Annotated in this window: 14 protein-coding genes; 12 read left to right on the top strand and 2 right to left on the bottom strand. The window is 42.5% G+C overall.

Features of this window, described 5'->3' with window-relative positions; all coding sequences use genetic code 11:
• The first annotated feature begins 138 nt into the window (after positions 1–138).
• The 12 genes from gspG (at position 139) to LAJ61_RS01970 (ending at position 14,096) form a co-directional block, all read left to right on the top strand.
• The gene (gene gspG, locus LAJ61_RS02025; protein ID WP_060994583.1) at positions 139–588 is read left to right on the top strand and encodes a type II secretion system major pseudopilin GspG; all 450 of its coding nucleotides are present in this window, start codon (positions 139–141) and stop codon (positions 586–588) included.
• Positions 589–831: 243 nt separating this feature from the next.
• Entirely contained in the window at positions 832–2,967 is a 2,136-nt protein-coding gene (locus LAJ61_RS02020) for a cytochrome c biogenesis protein CcdA (RefSeq protein WP_224054280.1), read from the top strand.
• Positions 2,968–3,058: 91 nt separating this feature from the next.
• Positions 3,059–3,640 carry a DUF3465 domain-containing protein gene (locus tag LAJ61_RS02015; protein ID WP_224054279.1) on the top strand — a complete coding sequence of 194 codons (582 nt, stop codon included), beginning with the start codon at positions 3,059–3,061 and terminating at the stop codon, positions 3,638–3,640.
• Between the two features lie 155 nt (positions 3,641–3,795).
• Positions 3,796–5,073 (top strand): phospholipase A, encoded by a 1,278-nt coding sequence (locus LAJ61_RS02010; RefSeq protein WP_224054278.1) that lies wholly within the window; start codon positions 3,796–3,798, stop codon positions 5,071–5,073.
• Between the two features lie 8 nt (positions 5,074–5,081).
• Complete coding sequence (locus LAJ61_RS02005; protein WP_224054277.1) at positions 5,082–5,825, top strand: ComF family protein; 744 nt, start codon at positions 5,082–5,084, stop codon at positions 5,823–5,825.
• A gap of 324 nt (positions 5,826–6,149) precedes the next feature.
• The gene (locus LAJ61_RS02000; RefSeq protein ID WP_224054276.1) at positions 6,150–6,692 is read left to right on the top strand and encodes a GspH/FimT family pseudopilin; all 543 of its coding nucleotides are present in this window, start codon (positions 6,150–6,152) and stop codon (positions 6,690–6,692) included.
• Positions 6,689–7,300 carry a type IV pilus modification protein PilV gene (gene pilV, locus LAJ61_RS01995; RefSeq protein WP_224054275.1) on the top strand — a complete coding sequence of 204 codons (612 nt, stop codon included), beginning with the start codon at positions 6,689–6,691 and terminating at the stop codon, positions 7,298–7,300. Before LAJ61_RS02000 ends, pilV begins: the two co-directional genes overlap by 4 nt.
• Positions 7,300–8,214: a PilW family protein gene (locus LAJ61_RS01990; protein ID WP_224054274.1), complete on the top strand. Its 915-nt coding sequence runs from the start codon at positions 7,300–7,302 to the stop codon at positions 8,212–8,214. Before pilV ends, LAJ61_RS01990 begins: the two co-directional genes overlap by 1 nt.
• 3 nt (positions 8,215–8,217) lie before the next feature.
• Positions 8,218–9,096, top strand: coding sequence for a PilX N-terminal domain-containing pilus assembly protein (locus tag LAJ61_RS01985; protein ID WP_224054273.1), 879 nt, complete (start codon positions 8,218–8,220; stop codon positions 9,094–9,096).
• Positions 9,097–9,166: 70 nt separating this feature from the next.
• Positions 9,167–13,072 carry a pilus assembly protein gene (locus LAJ61_RS01980; protein ID WP_224054272.1) on the top strand — a complete coding sequence of 1,302 codons (3,906 nt, stop codon included), beginning with the start codon at positions 9,167–9,169 and terminating at the stop codon, positions 13,070–13,072.
• Between the two features lie 11 nt (positions 13,073–13,083).
• Entirely contained in the window at positions 13,084–13,650 is a 567-nt protein-coding gene (locus tag LAJ61_RS01975) for a type IV pilin protein (protein WP_224054271.1), read from the top strand.
• Positions 13,644–14,096: a type IV pilin protein gene (locus tag LAJ61_RS01970; RefSeq protein WP_409034978.1), complete on the top strand. Its 453-nt coding sequence runs from the start codon at positions 13,644–13,646 to the stop codon at positions 14,094–14,096. The genes LAJ61_RS01975 and LAJ61_RS01970 overlap by 7 nt, the downstream gene beginning before the upstream one ends.
• 244 nt (positions 14,097–14,340) lie before the next feature.
• Here the strand turns inward: LAJ61_RS01970 and tfpZ are convergent, their stop codons facing one another.
• Both tfpZ and LAJ61_RS01960 read right to left on the bottom strand, forming a co-directional pair.
• Positions 14,341–15,075: a TfpX/TfpZ family type IV pilin accessory protein gene (gene tfpZ / locus LAJ61_RS01965; protein WP_224054269.1), complete on the bottom strand. Its 735-nt coding sequence runs from the start codon at positions 15,073–15,075 to the stop codon at positions 14,341–14,343.
• Between the two features lie 58 nt (positions 15,076–15,133).
• Entirely contained in the window at positions 15,134–15,655 is a 522-nt protein-coding gene (locus tag LAJ61_RS01960; protein WP_224054268.1) for a pilin, read from the bottom strand.
• Between the last annotated feature and the right edge of the window lie 202 nt (positions 15,656–15,857).

Raw genomic sequence — 15,857 nt, 5'->3', positions numbered from 1 at the left:
ACTCATACAGCCAAATAATTAATGGCTAAATAATTAATGGCTAAATCAGCCGACAAAATTAACCAAATCGGTATGCAAATTGTCAAAAAAGCCGTGTAAAATCCTAACACCTTATCAAACGTGCTAAAAATTTAAAAAATGGAAATTCGTATGTGTTGTGCTCATGTATCAAAAAATCGTCAAGCGGGTTTTACCTTAATTGAAGTCATGGTGGTGATTGTCATTTTGGCAATTTTGGCAGGTCTTGTGGTACCCAAAGTGGTGGGTCAAAGTGACAAAGCCCGCGTCAAAACTACCGAAACGGCTTTATCTACCACCTCAAATGCCATTGATATGTTTAAGGTGGACAATGGTCGCTATCCCACCACCCAAGAAGGGTTAGAAGCCTTAAATAAGCCACCACAAGGCGCCAAAAACTGGCCAGAAGGCGGGTATATTAAAGGCGGTTTTCCTAAAGATGGCTGGGATAATGACCTACAATACGTCATCCCAGGTACAGAAGGCAGAACCTATGATTTGTTCTCATTGGGGGCTGATGGCAAAGAAGGCGGCGAAGGTCAAGACGCAGACATTTTTGCTAAGTTATAAGTTTGGTGTTTTCACTGGGTTAACGAAATCAGAGTCACGCACTCTGATTTTTTTTGCTAGGTTTTTGGACAGGGATTAGCTAAAATTAGCCGTCATAGTATAATTACGCGATTTAAAACGTATAAATCTGAAACGTATAAATCTGAAACGTATAAATTTAAAACGTATAAATTTAAAACGTATAAATTTAAAACGTATAAATTTAAAATATATGAGAAGTTGTCTTTGAAAAATATATCCCCTATGCCTACGCCATTGTTTTGTTTTCGAACCGTTAGTCGTCATGTCTCTCTACTTGGCATGCTACTGGCTGTCACTAGCCTCACTATGCCAAGCGCCCAAGCGATTAGTTTAAGCGAGGTTTTTGGCGGTAATGACAATCCCAGCTTGACCGCCAAAGACAAGCCGCTACCGGTGCATGAGGCTTTTAAAGTCTATACTGAACAAAAAGGGCAAGTAGTGACCATTCATGTGGACGTTAAAGCAGGCTATTATGCGTATCGGGATAAATTAACCTTACAATTGCCTGACGGGGTAACCGCGACGCCACTACAATTTAGTGCAGCACCGACCTATGTGGATGACCCGGATTTTGGTCGGGTGCCTGTGTTTGAACAACCCTTTACTGCCACAACTACGTTGAGCGCGGATAAAGCAATCACCTCGCAACCTGCTACGGTCAAATGGCAGGGCTGTGCCAAAGTAGGACTTTGCTATCCCCCTGAAAAGACCAAATTTGTCATCACCCAATTGCCAGCTTCCACCAAAAATGGCGCAAAAAAATCAGACGCAATGACGTCAAAAGCGGCGCAAGCCAAAGTCACCGATACTGTGGCGACGACCAATGACGCCGCCTCGATAACGACTCAGCAATCTGCTAGCTTGCCCCCTGCTAAAACCGTCAATGAGGCAACTAGCCCACCGTCTGCCAAACAAACGATTTCCGGTGGCAGTACTGCCGCAGCGGGGCAGCAAGTCGCATCAACCACAGCACCGTTAATCGCATCCGCCCCTGTCGTATCTATGGCATCCTCTCAACCTGTCCAAACAACTATCATGACTAAACCCGCGGCTTCATCGGCGGCGGTGGCAACGAGTTTGACGGCTAGCGCTAGCAATCAAGATATTTTTGGATTGACCCATCATAGCGGTGTTGCATTATTGCTATTATTTTTAGCAGGATTAGGGTTAGCTTTTACCCCTTGTGTGTTACCCATGCTGCCGATTGTAGCCAATATCGTTGCCCGTCAACATCGTCCATCCGCCAAAAAAGGATTGTTACTCACGGGTAGTTATGGTTTGGGTGTTGCCACCAGTTATGGCATTTTGGGTGCAGTGGTTGCGTTATTTGGGCAATCTTTGGGTATATTAAACTGGCTACAAAATCCTGTCATTTTATTAGTTTTTGCAGGGTTATTTATCTTGCTTGGACTGTACATGTTGGATGTCATTCGCTGGCAATTGCCGCATGCTATTCGCGTCAAGTTCCAAAAAATCAGCCAAATTGGGGAAAATCGACTCGGTAGCTTAAGTGGTAGTTATTTGACGGGCTTGTTTTCTGCACTGGTTGTCTCTCCTTGTGTGTCGGCACCCCTTGCAGGCGCGTTGGCAGGCGTAGCAGCATTGGGTGATCCTGTGATGGGTTTTGCCGCATTGTTTTTGTTGGGGCTTGGACTATCTACGCCGCTCATTTTACTCGGCGCCACCCAAGGTAATTTTATGCCAAAAGCAGGCGAGTGGATGAACTGGGTCAAAACTAGCTTTGGTTTGTTGTTATTTGGCGTCGCTTTATTGATGATAGAGCGTATATGGCTATCAAGCTGGATGCTGATGCTATGGGCGCTTTGGTTTGCTGTAATTGGCTTATGGCTGTGGCGCTGGCAAGGCAAAAAAGGTCAACTACTCACTCAAGCACTAGCATTGCTAGCATGCATCTGGTCAGCCTGTCTTGTGATAGGCACTGCCTCAGGTAGTCAAGATAGTTGGCAGCCGCTTAACAAGCTTGTGAATACCTCAGGGCAATCGGCATTAACGGCAACGAAGACCACCCATACGATTAAAATCACTAAACTATCACAGCTTGAGCCCTTGCTTGCGCAATATCCAAAGCTAGTCGTCGATGTCACTGCAGAATGGTGTATTGAATGTCGTATCATGGATAAAACACTTTTTGCCAACCCGCCGCAAAGTTTAGCCAGCTGGCAAGTTGTCAAACTCGATGTGACTGACAATACGCCGGATAGCCAAGCAATCTATAAAAAATTATCTGTGTTCGGTCCGCCTGTATTGTTGTATTACCAAAACGGTCAACTGGTCGCAAGACAAAACGGTGAGGTCAAACGCCCTGATTTTGAGCAACTCTTGTCCCAATTAAATTAAGTCCAATTAAACTTGGTTAAAGAAAACTCAGTCAAATAAAAGTAAGTTAACAGATTTACCGACTCATCCAACCATTAAGGTTAAATAAAAATTGAACTATCACTTAGCAAAGTCTATAGCCATCTCGTTAACTTTGGGGGTGCTAATTTTTGTCACTGGGTGTTCCTATGAAGGCAATGCCGACCAACGGCCAAGCCAAAATCAAAGCGGAAATAGCCAGTTAGCAAGCCCAAATTCGCCATTAACAGGCTTAAAGTCCAATCAACAGACGGTTAAAAATTCAGGAGCTTATACTGACAAAAAACGTCAGGCAACAAATCTTCAATGCAACAATGCCGTAATTAATCAAGCTTATCAAGCTAAAAATCCCAGCGTTAAACGACAGGTATTAGGATGTGGCACAGTGATTAAAGTGCTAAAAGACGATAATGAGGGTAGCCGCCATCAAAAATTTTTGGTCAAAATTGATAACTACCCAAACATCACGGTGTTAATTGCCCATAATATTGATTTGGCACCCCGCATCGAGGGCATCCAAGCGAACAATCCCATTCGTTTTTATGGTGAATATATTTATAACGACAAAGGTGGCGTTGTACATTGGACACACCGTGACCCCGCTAGCCGTCATCAAGACGGTTGGCTTGAGTATAAAGGCCAACAGTATCAATAGAATTATCCATACAAGCACCCATAGAAATACCAATAATTGACGAGCCAATAGTTGATTATAATTTTACTTTACTGTTAAAAATTATTATGCATTTGTTAACTATTTGTCATCAATTTTTGCTATCATGAACGATATTTTTGTAAGAAGGTCAACCTATGTCACAACTTACGCTTTACCGTACCTCTTTATCGCTTGCTATACTAGCCACACTAACAGTTACAGCAACGGCGCACGCAAAAACTTCAACAAAATCCTCAACAAGAGCTTCAACAAAAACTTTAATAAAAACAACTGTTATTTCTGTCGACCAACAAACGCTGCTAACCTGTTCAAAAATCACTGATAATGTCGCGCGTTTAGCTTGTTTTGACAAGATAAGCGTTGGTAAAATCGAACCTGAAGCCAAGGCGCCCCTTGATATTGCCAAAACCTTGGAAGTGAGTCTCAAAGAAGGTAAAGCGGTGCCAGTGTTAGCCGTGGATCAAACGGCAACCGTCACGACCACAACCACGACGATAACCAAAAACGAGCAAAAAAAATTAGATCATTTGGTGCCTAACAAGCAAGACAAAACAATCTTAAAGCAAGTGGGGGTTACCGCAGCGGATGTGGAAAAATATACGCCACTAAGTGTGTTATATGACTTGGATAAAAATGATCCCAAAGGGATACTGACGATACGTCCACATTTGCCCATGTATGTTATGCCGCTTTGGTACAACGCCACGCCAAACTATGACATCCATTCACCCACCCAAGATCATGTTCGCGCATCGAAAGATTATTTGCAGCATCTAGATAGCAAGCTGCAAATTTCAATGAAAACCAAGCTTGCCCAAGATGTGTTCGATACCAATGCCGATGTTTGGCTTGGCTATACCCAGCAGTCTTATTGGCAAGTGTACAATGGTAAAAATTCAAGACCTTTTCGCAGCTCAGATTACCAACCAGAGATATTTTTGACACAGCCTATCAAGGGTAATCTGCCCGGGAATGGGTCATTAAGACTGTTGGGAGCAGGGCTAGTGCATGAATCAAATGGACAGTCAGACCCGTTATCACGTTCTTGGAATCGTATCTATGCAATGGCAGGAACAGAGTGGGGCAAACTCACCGTGATTCCAAGACTATGGCTAATCGCAAATGAGAATAGTAAAGACTCGGATAACCCAGATATCGGTGACTACATGGGCTATGGCGATGTGCGTTGGTTGTATCCGCTCAATGACCAAAGCACAGTCGGCGGTGTGATGCGTTATAATCCTAGTACCAATAAAGGCGCTATACAGGTGGATTATGCCTATCCATTGACAGGCGGTATGAAAGCGATTTTACAAGTATTCCATGGCTATGGTGAAAATATCCAAGACTATAATCATAAGAGCACCAATATCGGTATTGGTATCATGTTCAATGATTTTAAAGGGCTTTAACTGCGTTTATGGCAATCGTGGCCCCCTTGCCCTGGTGGCGATTGCCCTTTGCCATGGCGTTGGTGTATCAAGCGAAAGTTCATCACCGCTGCCAACTATGTGGCATCAATGATTGCGCTGCAGCAGGCTTTGATAACTTAGCCCCGCCTCACCATGAGCATTGGTTTAATCGACAGCAATTTCTTTGTCAGCCATGCCATAGCCGGTTTGCATGGTCCGCGTCATTTTTTACTTTGCAACTAAAGCAAACGTCACTGCGTGGCGTAGCCAGCGGCTACTATCAATATCCCCTCAATCAAATCATGCTTGGGTACAAAAATGGGCAGCAGTTACATCATCTGCCCGTTTTGGTTCAAGCTATCAGACAACTGCATATTCCCAAAGGTTGTCATTCAAAAAACTCTTTAATCATTAAAGTGCCAACAAGTTTACAGCGCATTAGGCAACGCGGCTTCGATCCGCTCGCCATTTTAACCGCTTATCTAAGCTTTCATTGGCAAATCCCTGTTTTTACGGGTATGCAGCGAATGGATCGACCTCACCAGCAGGGGCTAAGCCGAGAGGAGCGTTTAGATAATATCAAAGATGCGTTTTCTCTGACAGATATGCCCCCTAGCAAAAATTTGATTTTATTTGATGATGTGGTCACCACAGGCGCCACCCTGTCTGAATTGGCTAATCTACTCACAAATTATCACCCATCTGCCCATATTCATGTGTATTCAGTCTTGCATGGTAATGTTTTGCATTAGGTTTCGCTTGTCACTGTTTTGCGACCACACTTGCACCGCCATATCGTTAAAGCTCGCAGATAAAGTCGGGCTACAAGTGGGTTTCTTGGGGGTTCTAAAGTATTCTATTCAAAATTAATTTGATAATACGTGAGCGGCCTTTCGTCTTAATTCGCTTAGCAACGATAAGTGTCTGAGGTAAACTATCGGTAGTAAGGTTTAGGTATGACAATTAACAAAAATACTGCGATAATAGGTATGTTTTTTGCTTTAATGTTAGAATGGTTTGTGCTAGCAAACATGGTATGATAGGTCGTTTATCGAGGGGTATGGGTGGGTATCGTGATGAAAGTTTTGAACAGACAGTATCATCATAACCAAGATCGTGAACAAGGTTTTACGTTGATTGAGCTTGTCATCACCATTGCGATTATAGCTATCATTGTCGCGATGGCAGCGCCAAATATGCAAAAACAAATTCGGCAAGCCAAAACAAATGATGCCGCAAACATCATTGAAGCTGCGCTAAAAGATGCTAGAACCCAAGCAATGATTGCTCAGCGATCTACTAGAGTAGTGCTAACTAACAGCTCATCAAGCAAAAAAATTACCGTACTGTATGTAAAAAGATTATCAACAGATGCCGATGAAATGCTATCTGATTATACGCTAGACAAAAAATTGACGATTACCGCTAGCCCGACTGCCTTAACTGCAGTTAGTTTTACCCCTTACAAAAAAGCTTACCAAGGGGACACCGGAACGGGCACTGCTACAGATAGCTCGACCAATTTTTCAGTGTGTTATGGCGCTGGGTCTGATAAATATACCATCATGGTCGATGCAAGCAGTAATATTGTCACTAGCAAAAATGGGACATGTTCATGAATTCACAAAAAGGCATTGGCTTAATAGAAGTGCTGGTGGCATTGATGTTGTTAGCAATCGCGGTGCTTGGATTCACTGCGATGCAGATGACCGCAGTCAAAGCCACCGATGAGAGTTTGATGCGTACCCGAGCCTTAACTGTGATGCGAGGCGCTGCCGAGATGATGCGAGCGAATATAGATGGCATACCCGCATTCAAAACCGCGATTAACGGCACCGCCACCACACTCACCAATACAGATACTAGCAATGTGGCTATCACCAAAGATAGTTGTATGACAGGGGGTACGCCTGTGTCCTGTACGATTAAGCAACTGGCAGTAAAAGACGCCTTAACTGTCAAGCAATACGCCACAGACAATGGCTTGAACGTGGGTATGGCAACTTGCCCTACCAAACGCACGACAACCACTAGCGCTAGTGGTGTTGCCACAACGACTAGTACGGTTGGACAAGACCGCCAATGCCTGATTGCGGCTTGGGGCGATACCGACCCGATTTTTTTGGATACCGCCGTTGCATCCGATACGACTAAAGACAAACCCTGCGCTAATGAAGATGCGGTCTATAATTTTGGTGCACAATGCTTCATTATGGAGGCATACTGATGATATCGAATTATCGTTCTACTTCAGGCTTTACTTTAATAGAGCTAATGATTTCATTGGTATTGGGGCTACTGATTTCTGCTGCGGTGATACAAGTATACCTGACGAACACCAAAACCGCCTCAACCCAAAAAAGTGGCAGCGAGCTACAAGAGGCGAGCGTTTTTGGTTTGCAGCAGCTAGAGAGCCATTTGCGCTTGGCAAACTTGGGCAATTCAGTAACCTCTATTACCGATACAACGGCGGGTGGTGGCATCGTCATTTCACCTAAAAATATTGGTTTGGAGAGCACAGACACTTCCAAAAATCTTTATTTTACCCGCAATGGAGGCGATTCTAATATCACAGGGATTAATAGCGACCAGTTAACGATTCAATTTAAAAATACCACGGGTGTAAAAATTGCCGATTGTGAAAGTGCTGATATTGATCCAAAAGCTACTGTAATTGAGCGATATTTTATTAGAAGTTCAAGCACCACAGGGCAAGGGCTGTTGCTAGCTTGCGATGCGGGTAGGGTTACAGATACAGGTATTACTGGTTTGAGTGACAACTATGAAAACGGTGGCAGCGAGGTAATCTTAGGGGTAGACCAATTCAAAATCTTGTTGGGTATCCAAACTGACGCACCTAGTGATGCTGGATTGATGCGTTACCTGACCGCCAGTGAGTATTTAGCATTGCCTGGCACCAAGCCGCCCATTACCGCAGTCAAAATTGGGCTGATTGTCCGAGGCAGTTCACCTGTTATCGGTAGCGATGTCGCGACCAGTTTTAAGTTATTAGGTGCAACTCAGCCATTAAAATCAGGACAGCCTAATCGGGTACGCACTACCTATGAATCTACGACCTTATTGAGAAACGCCCGAGTTATCAATATTGACACCAGTACGACATTAACTGCGGGGAGTTAGCCAATGAGCAATCCAATCCTATTGATCAGCAAGCAATCCGCGCTTATTCGTCCAATAAACAAGGCGTATAATTTGCCATCTCATCAACGCGGCGCAGCGCTCATTGTAGTATTGTTGTTTTTGGTGCTGATCCTGTTGGCAGGGGCGATAGCAGTACGTCAAAGTACCACGGATCTCAGAACTGCCACCGCTGACCAAATCAATACCCTGTTGCTACAATCAGCCGATAGTGGCAATCAAAAGTTAGAGGCGATGGTAAATGCCAATCCTAGTTCACAGGCATATAAAGATATTACTAGCGTGTCAGGGGCTATCGGGCATTTTTTACTCAATTCTGACAATGCTACCAACGAATTTATCTACTGCTATAATCCACGTGAAAAAAAATACCTTGCCAAAAACGCTAGCATCCTAAAAAAAGGCGGGGGCTACTGGAGTGGGCGTGACAGTGGCTACTGCGACTATACCAGTGCTGATAGCTACACAAGTGATAGACAAACCTCAATGACCCAGATGAATATTGCGGTCACCCCACCTGAAACCGATGCTGAACCATTTTCACAAATGGTGATTGGGAAAGAAGTAGAAAACCGCACCAGTAAAAAGTTCAAGTTTGACATTCGCGCCACTGCAGCCTTACCTGCGTATGCAGAGCCTAAGGTGGGTTCTGATAAGTGCTTCGAACAAACCGCTATCCAAGACAATGTAAAGCCAGGAAAATCTTCTCTCATTAAGTGTATGCGTGAAGCCAACACCCCAAGCAAGATGCTTTATGAGCAAGCGGATGTCGAGAATATGTCAAGCTCAACCAACTGTATTCCGTTTGGCAAAGCTACAGGGACATTATCGTCAAAATGTATTTTAACCTCATCAGGTAGATAAGGTTTGTTAACATAAAAATAATGTGGTGATAACGATGAAACCCAAATTTGGTGTTAAGAGGTCTAAAGCAATGAATCAATCGTATCAAGGTAAAATAACGACTTCAATCAAATATGTAGTTATTGCCATGTCGATGATGGTGGCGGTGAGTACCTCGCAGGCGGATGTCGTCAAAAAGCAAATTGGTGACCTAGAGATTTATGCCTTGCCCACGCCTGGCAATCCAAATATCATGATGATGCTTGATATCTCAGGTAGTATGAATTCAGCACTGAGTGGATGTAAGAAGAGTACAACACAAAATAAAGATACAAGTTTTGTTTATACAGATGCAACTGACAGCACTAAAACTTTTACTACTACTATCACAAATCTGCAAAGTTGTACTTCAAGCACGACGAATAAGACAATTTATAATCGAATCAATAGCCTTAAAGTGGCTTTGTTAACCTTACTTACCAACAATACGGTTAGTAATGATATTGGCTTAGGCGTTGGTATTTTTTCTTATAATGGTGATGGTAAAACTGGCATCATTCGCTATCCAATACAAAAGCTCACAATGGCAAATCGCCAGCTAATGGCAAATTATGTTGCAGGGTTAAGTGCTACGGGTGGTACACCGACACCGAGTGCGTTTGCGGAGGCAGGCGCTTATATGCTGGGCACTAACACATCAGGAACTGGTTCAGGCTTTACGAACTCCGATAATATTACAAAAATACCGGATAGAACTAAATATCAGCAAGGGGCTCAACAAACTACCTGTGCAGGTAATGGAATCTATTTATTAACAGACGGTGAGCCTAATACCAGTGTTACTGCTACACAAGCGCAAAAATTAATGAATACATCCCTAAGTACTACTGCCACTAAAGTAACGGATTGTACCTTATTGCCAAATGGAACGAACGGTGCTTTAGGTTGGGGCTGTATGGCGAACTATGGACAAATTTTAGCTTCAAATAGTAATGCAACTGGTCTTCCTATCAAGACAGCTACGGTGGGCTTTGGTTCAGATATGGCAGGTCTAAGTACACCCACTACGATTAATGGCAAGAAAATATATAACTGCACCTCATCAACTGATAAAGATGTTCAAAACTTATGTAGACTTGGTCAAGAATTTGGCGGAGGCGGCTATTACTATGCCGATTCATCACAGGATGTTATAGATAGCTTGGCTGCGTTTATGGATGTATTAAGTGCTGATATTCGACCAATCCCTTCAGGAACGATTGTAGTACCTGATGACCCTTATCGCGCAGATAGCCAACTTGCAGTTGCCTACTATCCGATTTTGCAAGCAGAAGTGGGTAAATCAACTGCTGTTTGGTCAGGTAACCTCAAAAAATATAACCTTAATGAAGGTACCTTATATGGTAAATCCGGTGTATCCGATGCTCCATTGTTCTCTGACATTGCGGGTAAATTAAATCCTAGTACAGAGGATTTATGGAGTGCTGTGAGTAGCACCAAAGATGGTGCTGTCGCTAATGATCTAGTGACATCAGGTGGTTTTTTTAGTAATTTGAAAACCCCTGATACGGCAGTCAATAACATAAGGACATTGTATCTAGAAGATAATTCCGCAAAGAATACACCAGTGATACGCAAATTTGGTGTTACTAGTGCAGGTAAACTCACCTTGACCAATCTGTCAGATACTAGTGGAGATGCGATTAGTGCCACTAATACCTTTAACGATACCGCTATTTACAGCCGCGATAAAATTAATTATTTGCTACAGTTTTTGGGTTTTACATTGACTGATGCGCAAAAGACGCAGTCATTGACAGATTTGGTACTTACTGCACCGCCTTCAGCTGTTAAACACTTAGGTGCAACTATTCATTCCACACCGAGTATGGTGTCTTATTCAGCAGACTTAGATGCTACTACGGGTGCAGTGACTGACACACGCGACGATTATGCGTTATTTGGTTCTAGTGATGGTATGGTTCATATGGTGAATGCTGATAACTACACTACTACAGGCAGTGGGGGGAGAGAGCTTTTGGCTTTTATGCCAAAATTAATGTTGGATAAACAACCAGAGGCATTAATTAATGGTACGAGCACAGAGGTGGGCAAACCTTACTTTGGTGTGGATGCCCCTTGGCTAGTGAGTGCTAATTATTTTTATGACCTTGATAATAACAGAGTCACTGTAACACCTTGTGCAGAAGATAAGGTTAACGACCCAAATAATACCCGTGACTGCCGTAATACCTATGTCCGTGCTTATGGCGGTCTGCGTATGGGCGGAGAAGGTATGTATGGCTTGGATTTAACGGATAAAAATAATCCTAAGATGCTATTTAGAATCGATTCTGCTAAGACAGGCTTTGACCGTATGGGACAGATATGGTCAAAACCTACCAAGGCAAAAATTGCCACAGGCATAAATTCGACAACCAAAAAAGTCAATGCTTATAAAGATGTCTTAGTCTTTGGTGGCGGTTATGATATGTGTTATGAGTATGACGATTATCAACAAGGAACAGTACCAGCAGTCATATCAAATGAAATTGCTGACCTAGAAGCACAAATCGAGAAGATTGATAATGACCCTTCACTTACTCAGGATCAAAAAGAGACACTGAAAAAAACAAAATCAGATAAAAAAACCACATTAGAGAATACTTGTAATGCTGCATATGTTCCAAAAGGTAATACTATCTATATCATCGATGCCAAAACCGGGGATTTAATTTGGTCGGCATCAAGCTCGGCAACACCCACGCCATCAACCAGTGTCAGTACGATGACTAACAGTATCGTAGGCGGCATCACCGTCCTTGACCGCAACAACGATGGTTATATGGATCAGTTATACTTTGCTGATTTAGGTGGGCAAGTGTTCCGTGCTGATTTCACCAATGCTGGATTCATCAAACCTGTGAGCAGTGGCACAGCTGAACCTGAAACTGCCTTTAATAATACGCGCGTCGTGCGTCTGCTGCAACCTGCCTTTACTGGCACAGATATCAAATATAATCACCGTTTTTATGAGCGTCCTGTCGTCAGTTTTTACCGTGGCGATAGTAGCTTTAATAATGGTCGGTTATTTGCCATGGTCAATGTCATTTCAGGTGATAGAAGTTCGCCATTGTCAAAATTACGTGCTGACAATAAGTATGCCGATAGGCTGTATGGCATCATGGACACCGATGTCACGTTGGCAGATAAAATCTTATATGCCGATGATTTTACCACCAGAACCGAAACAGGATCTACGGTTAAAGTACAAAAAATCAACGACTTAGCCACTAGTGATTTATATGCTTTTGATACCACATCCACTTCTGCATTATCTTTGGAAGATAAAAAAGATATGATGTATAAAGCAGCGACTAGTACCATGCCAGCTACAGGGGTAAAAACTAAAAAAGGCTGGTATTATCCATTAACGCGCTTTGATGGCTTTGATAGGGTAAAATATACCAAAGGCGTGGGTAAGTCTGAGGTCATTGATAGTTTCTTATACACCACTGTCTACAACCCCGATATGAACTATGGCGTCACTGAGTCTTGTTCTGCAAAAATCACGGGCGGCTCGGAGCGTCAATTGTACTGTCTACCTTACGGTATCTGCTTAAAACAAACCACTGATTCAGAAGGGGCGGCTATCGATGAGTATGCGACATCAAAAAATGGCACGGCAGGTTTTGCGCGGGCAGGGCAAGGTATCCAAGAATTGACGCTAGGACCGCGTAGTTCTACATTGTCCAATCAACGTTTATTGATTGGTACGCAAACAATTACCGATAGAGCCTCCAACCGAGTGGACTTTGGTGATGACAACGGTAAGCTGCTAGCGGGTGATACGGGGTCTAATAATATTGGACTTGATAGAATTAGCCAACCATTATCTGGTCTAAGTAAAACAACGGGTGATGGCTCAGCACCAGAGAATATCTACAATGATCGCTATACCTTAAAGCCAAATACTTGGTATGAAGTCAATAAATAACTGAGGCAATGATGAATCGTCACAAGGGCTTTACGCTGATTGAACTGATGGTAACGGTAGCGATGGTTGCGATACTCGCCAGTATCGCTATCCCATCGTATCGGCAATATGCTATCCGCAATGCCGAATCGCAAGCGCAAGCCAAAATGAAGCAGCTAGAGATTGAGCTCAATCGCTGGCGGGCGACTGCACTGACCTATAAAGGCTTTTTACCCAAAAAAATTGCCAATGACGGTACGGTCAGTTACAGTTATGATACTGGCGCAAGCGATGATGTGGCAAATACGGTGATTTATGTGCCCGCTAACAGCACAGCAGATAATTATCAATACAAGATACTATTGGTGGATGGCGACAATACTGCCAATAGTCTAGTGCCAACGGCATCTTCGAAACTCTCTAATAGCTTGACTGCAGGTAGAGCATGGGTGATGTTTGCTACCTCTAATCCCACAAAATTTAACGATGCGCATAAGATTTTGCTCACTAGCAGTGGGGCACAATGCAAAGCCAAAGATAGTGACAGTAGCGTTAGTATCATACCAACCAGCTGTGATACTAATTCGGAGTCATGGTAATGAAAAATCGATATCGCCAACAAGGCTTTACTCTAATCGAGCTGATGATCGTGGTTGCTATTATTGGCGTGCTGGCGGCGATTGCTTATCCCAGCTATCAGCGCTACGTCATCAAAACCAAACGCACTGATATGATGACTGAGTTGCAAAATATCGCCTCGCAGATTGAATCGCGTAAACTGGCACAAGGCAGTTACACGAACGCAGGCACGGGATTAGATGGGAGTTTCCCTAGAAGTGGTACAGCATTATATACCATCACCCTAGCACCCACCCCCCTCACTGACCGTTGGACAATTACAGCCACACCTATTAGTTCATCGCAGATGGCAAATGATGGTACGCTCACGCTAAACGCGCAAGGTCTCAAATGTCGCGATAAAAATAATGATGGCGATACCCAAGATACAGGCGAATGCGGGATGGCTAATGAGTGGAATAACTAGCTTATCAAGCTAGGCATTGAACAATTTTTGGCAGTATAGATAACATTCATGTTGGGTGACATAAGATACTGACTAAGGCGGTAAAAAGTGATTATGAGCAGCTGAAAGAAGATTATGAAATACTGCTGGAAAAGTGCCATTCTTTATTGATAGAAAATTTTGAATTGAGGCAAGATACTCGGACTATTTGATTGATATAGCCACTCAGTTTTAATAAATGGAGTTAAAGAATATGTCGTTAAAACTATTCCCATGGTCTTAAGTCAACTATTTTGATGATGCTTGCAGATTCTTTATTGACTAAAACCACCATATCCACTGCATTGGCTTTTAAGGGTAGCCACGCATCTGCTTTTGGATATTTGGCTAAAGTTTTTTCAACGTCTGTTTTTGGGTTGAACTGTTGCAGTTCTACAAGCGGTAATGCACGTTGTTGAATTTGGGTTTTTGCTTGAGTCAATTCTACATAACGTTCTGGACGCTGCGCAATTGAAATACCGCTAAAGACTTCTGCAAACATTTCATCATTGCGTTGTTGTGTGTCTTTGGCAAATTCAGTGGCGACATATTGCGGTTTAAACCATGAAGGTTGTTGGAATTGAGGTTGTACTTGCTGAATATTAGTGTTAATTAATTCATTTTTTCGTACCAATTCGAAACGATCTACATTATACACCAACCATGCAGGACGTCCTTGTTCAATGCTAAATACGCCATAACATAAAGCCGCGATTTGAATGAGAATAATGGTACTTAGGTCAAATTTTAGTGTTTTTTTGCCTTCTTTATAGACCAATAAACCTAAAAGTGGTCCTAAAATTACGTCAATGACCAATAGCATTAAAAAGATATGCGTTACGCCAACAGCTGTGGCAAGTGGTGATGGATACCAAATAAAAAGAACTAATAGAGTCAATAGAAAAGCAATAATTACTGAGGTGATTATGTGAACAAGAAAAAATTTAATACGAGGTGTCATATTATAGCCGTTATAAAAAAACGTATCATTAATGATACGTTTTAATTTAGCCTAAAATTTATTTACATTCAGATGGCACGAATTTAGCTGGCATTGATCCCTTTGTTACAGTAGAAAGACGAGCTGTCGCAGTTGTATTTCCTTCAGAAGAACATGCCCATTGTAAAGGAGCACCTGTAGAAACAGTTGTACTAGATAACCCTGCTGTACCTTGATAAGGTGTAAGCACAATTGTCTTAGCTTGAGCAGTGCTAGGAAGACTATTATCTTTCGAAGAAGTAATAGTAATTACACCAGTATCTGGTGTAGCTGCTACTTTAGCTACATACTTACTGGTATTTGTAGCTTGAGTCTTCTTATTATTAATATCAGCAACTACAGCATTTAGCCCAGTTATCCCGCCACTTTGAAAACCCTCACTAATAGAAGTTTTCGCAGAAGAAGCAACTGAAAGCATTTCAGTCACTTTTGCTCTAGTAGTATAATCTTGATACGCAGGAATCGCGATAGCAGCCAAAATACCGATAATAGCGATAACGATCATCAATTCGATAAGGGTAAAACCTTTTTGAGCGTTCATAAACATTCTCCACAAATGTTATTGGTTTATTTATAAGCTTTAAAAGCCTATCTTAATATTAGCACTAAACGTGCCAACTTTTATTATAGACAATTCACACAGAAAAACAGCATCTTATACATAAAAAAATTCAGACTATAAATTCATCTGCCTAGTTTTATTAAAAAGTGACAGTTATTGTCAGGTTAGATGTCATACTTTG

Source organism: Faucicola osloensis (assembly GCF_020041925.1).
GTDB lineage: Bacteria > Pseudomonadota > Gammaproteobacteria > Pseudomonadales > Moraxellaceae > Faucicola > Faucicola osloensis_D.
The sequence above is the reverse complement of the archived record's forward strand: the minus strand, read 5'-3'. Positions and strand labels throughout refer to the sequence as shown.

Bases quoted from the DNA above. Each gene is read 5' to 3' on its own strand.
- LAJ61_RS02020 (WP_224054280.1), top strand. From the start codon at position 832: ATGCCTACGCCATTGTTTTGTTTTCGAACCGTTAGTCGTCATGTCTCT.
- LAJ61_RS01990 (WP_224054274.1), top strand. From the start codon at position 7,300: ATGATATCGAATTATCGTTCTACTTCAGGCTTTACTTTAATAGAGCTA.
- LAJ61_RS01960 (WP_224054268.1), bottom strand. From the start codon at position 15,655: ATGAACGCTCAAAAAGGTTTTACCCTTATCGAATTGATGATCGTTATC.
- tfpZ (WP_224054269.1), bottom strand. From the start codon at position 15,075: ATGACACCTCGTATTAAATTTTTTCTTGTTCACATAATCACCTCAGTA.
- LAJ61_RS02005 (WP_224054277.1), top strand. From the start codon at position 5,082: ATGGCAATCGTGGCCCCCTTGCCCTGGTGGCGATTGCCCTTTGCCATG.
- LAJ61_RS02000 (WP_224054276.1), top strand. From the start codon at position 6,150: ATGAAAGTTTTGAACAGACAGTATCATCATAACCAAGATCGTGAACAA.
- LAJ61_RS01980 (WP_224054272.1), top strand. From the start codon at position 9,167: ATGAATCAATCGTATCAAGGTAAAATAACGACTTCAATCAAATATGTA.
- LAJ61_RS01975 (WP_224054271.1), top strand. From the start codon at position 13,084: ATGAATCGTCACAAGGGCTTTACGCTGATTGAACTGATGGTAACGGTA.
- LAJ61_RS01985 (WP_224054273.1), top strand. From the start codon at position 8,218: ATGAGCAATCCAATCCTATTGATCAGCAAGCAATCCGCGCTTATTCGT.
- gspG (WP_060994583.1), top strand. From the start codon at position 139: ATGGAAATTCGTATGTGTTGTGCTCATGTATCAAAAAATCGTCAAGCG.
- LAJ61_RS01970 (WP_409034978.1), top strand. From the start codon at position 13,644: ATGGTAATGAAAAATCGATATCGCCAACAAGGCTTTACTCTAATCGAG.
- pilV (WP_224054275.1), top strand. From the start codon at position 6,689: ATGAATTCACAAAAAGGCATTGGCTTAATAGAAGTGCTGGTGGCATTG.
- LAJ61_RS02010 (WP_224054278.1), top strand. From the start codon at position 3,796: ATGTCACAACTTACGCTTTACCGTACCTCTTTATCGCTTGCTATACTA.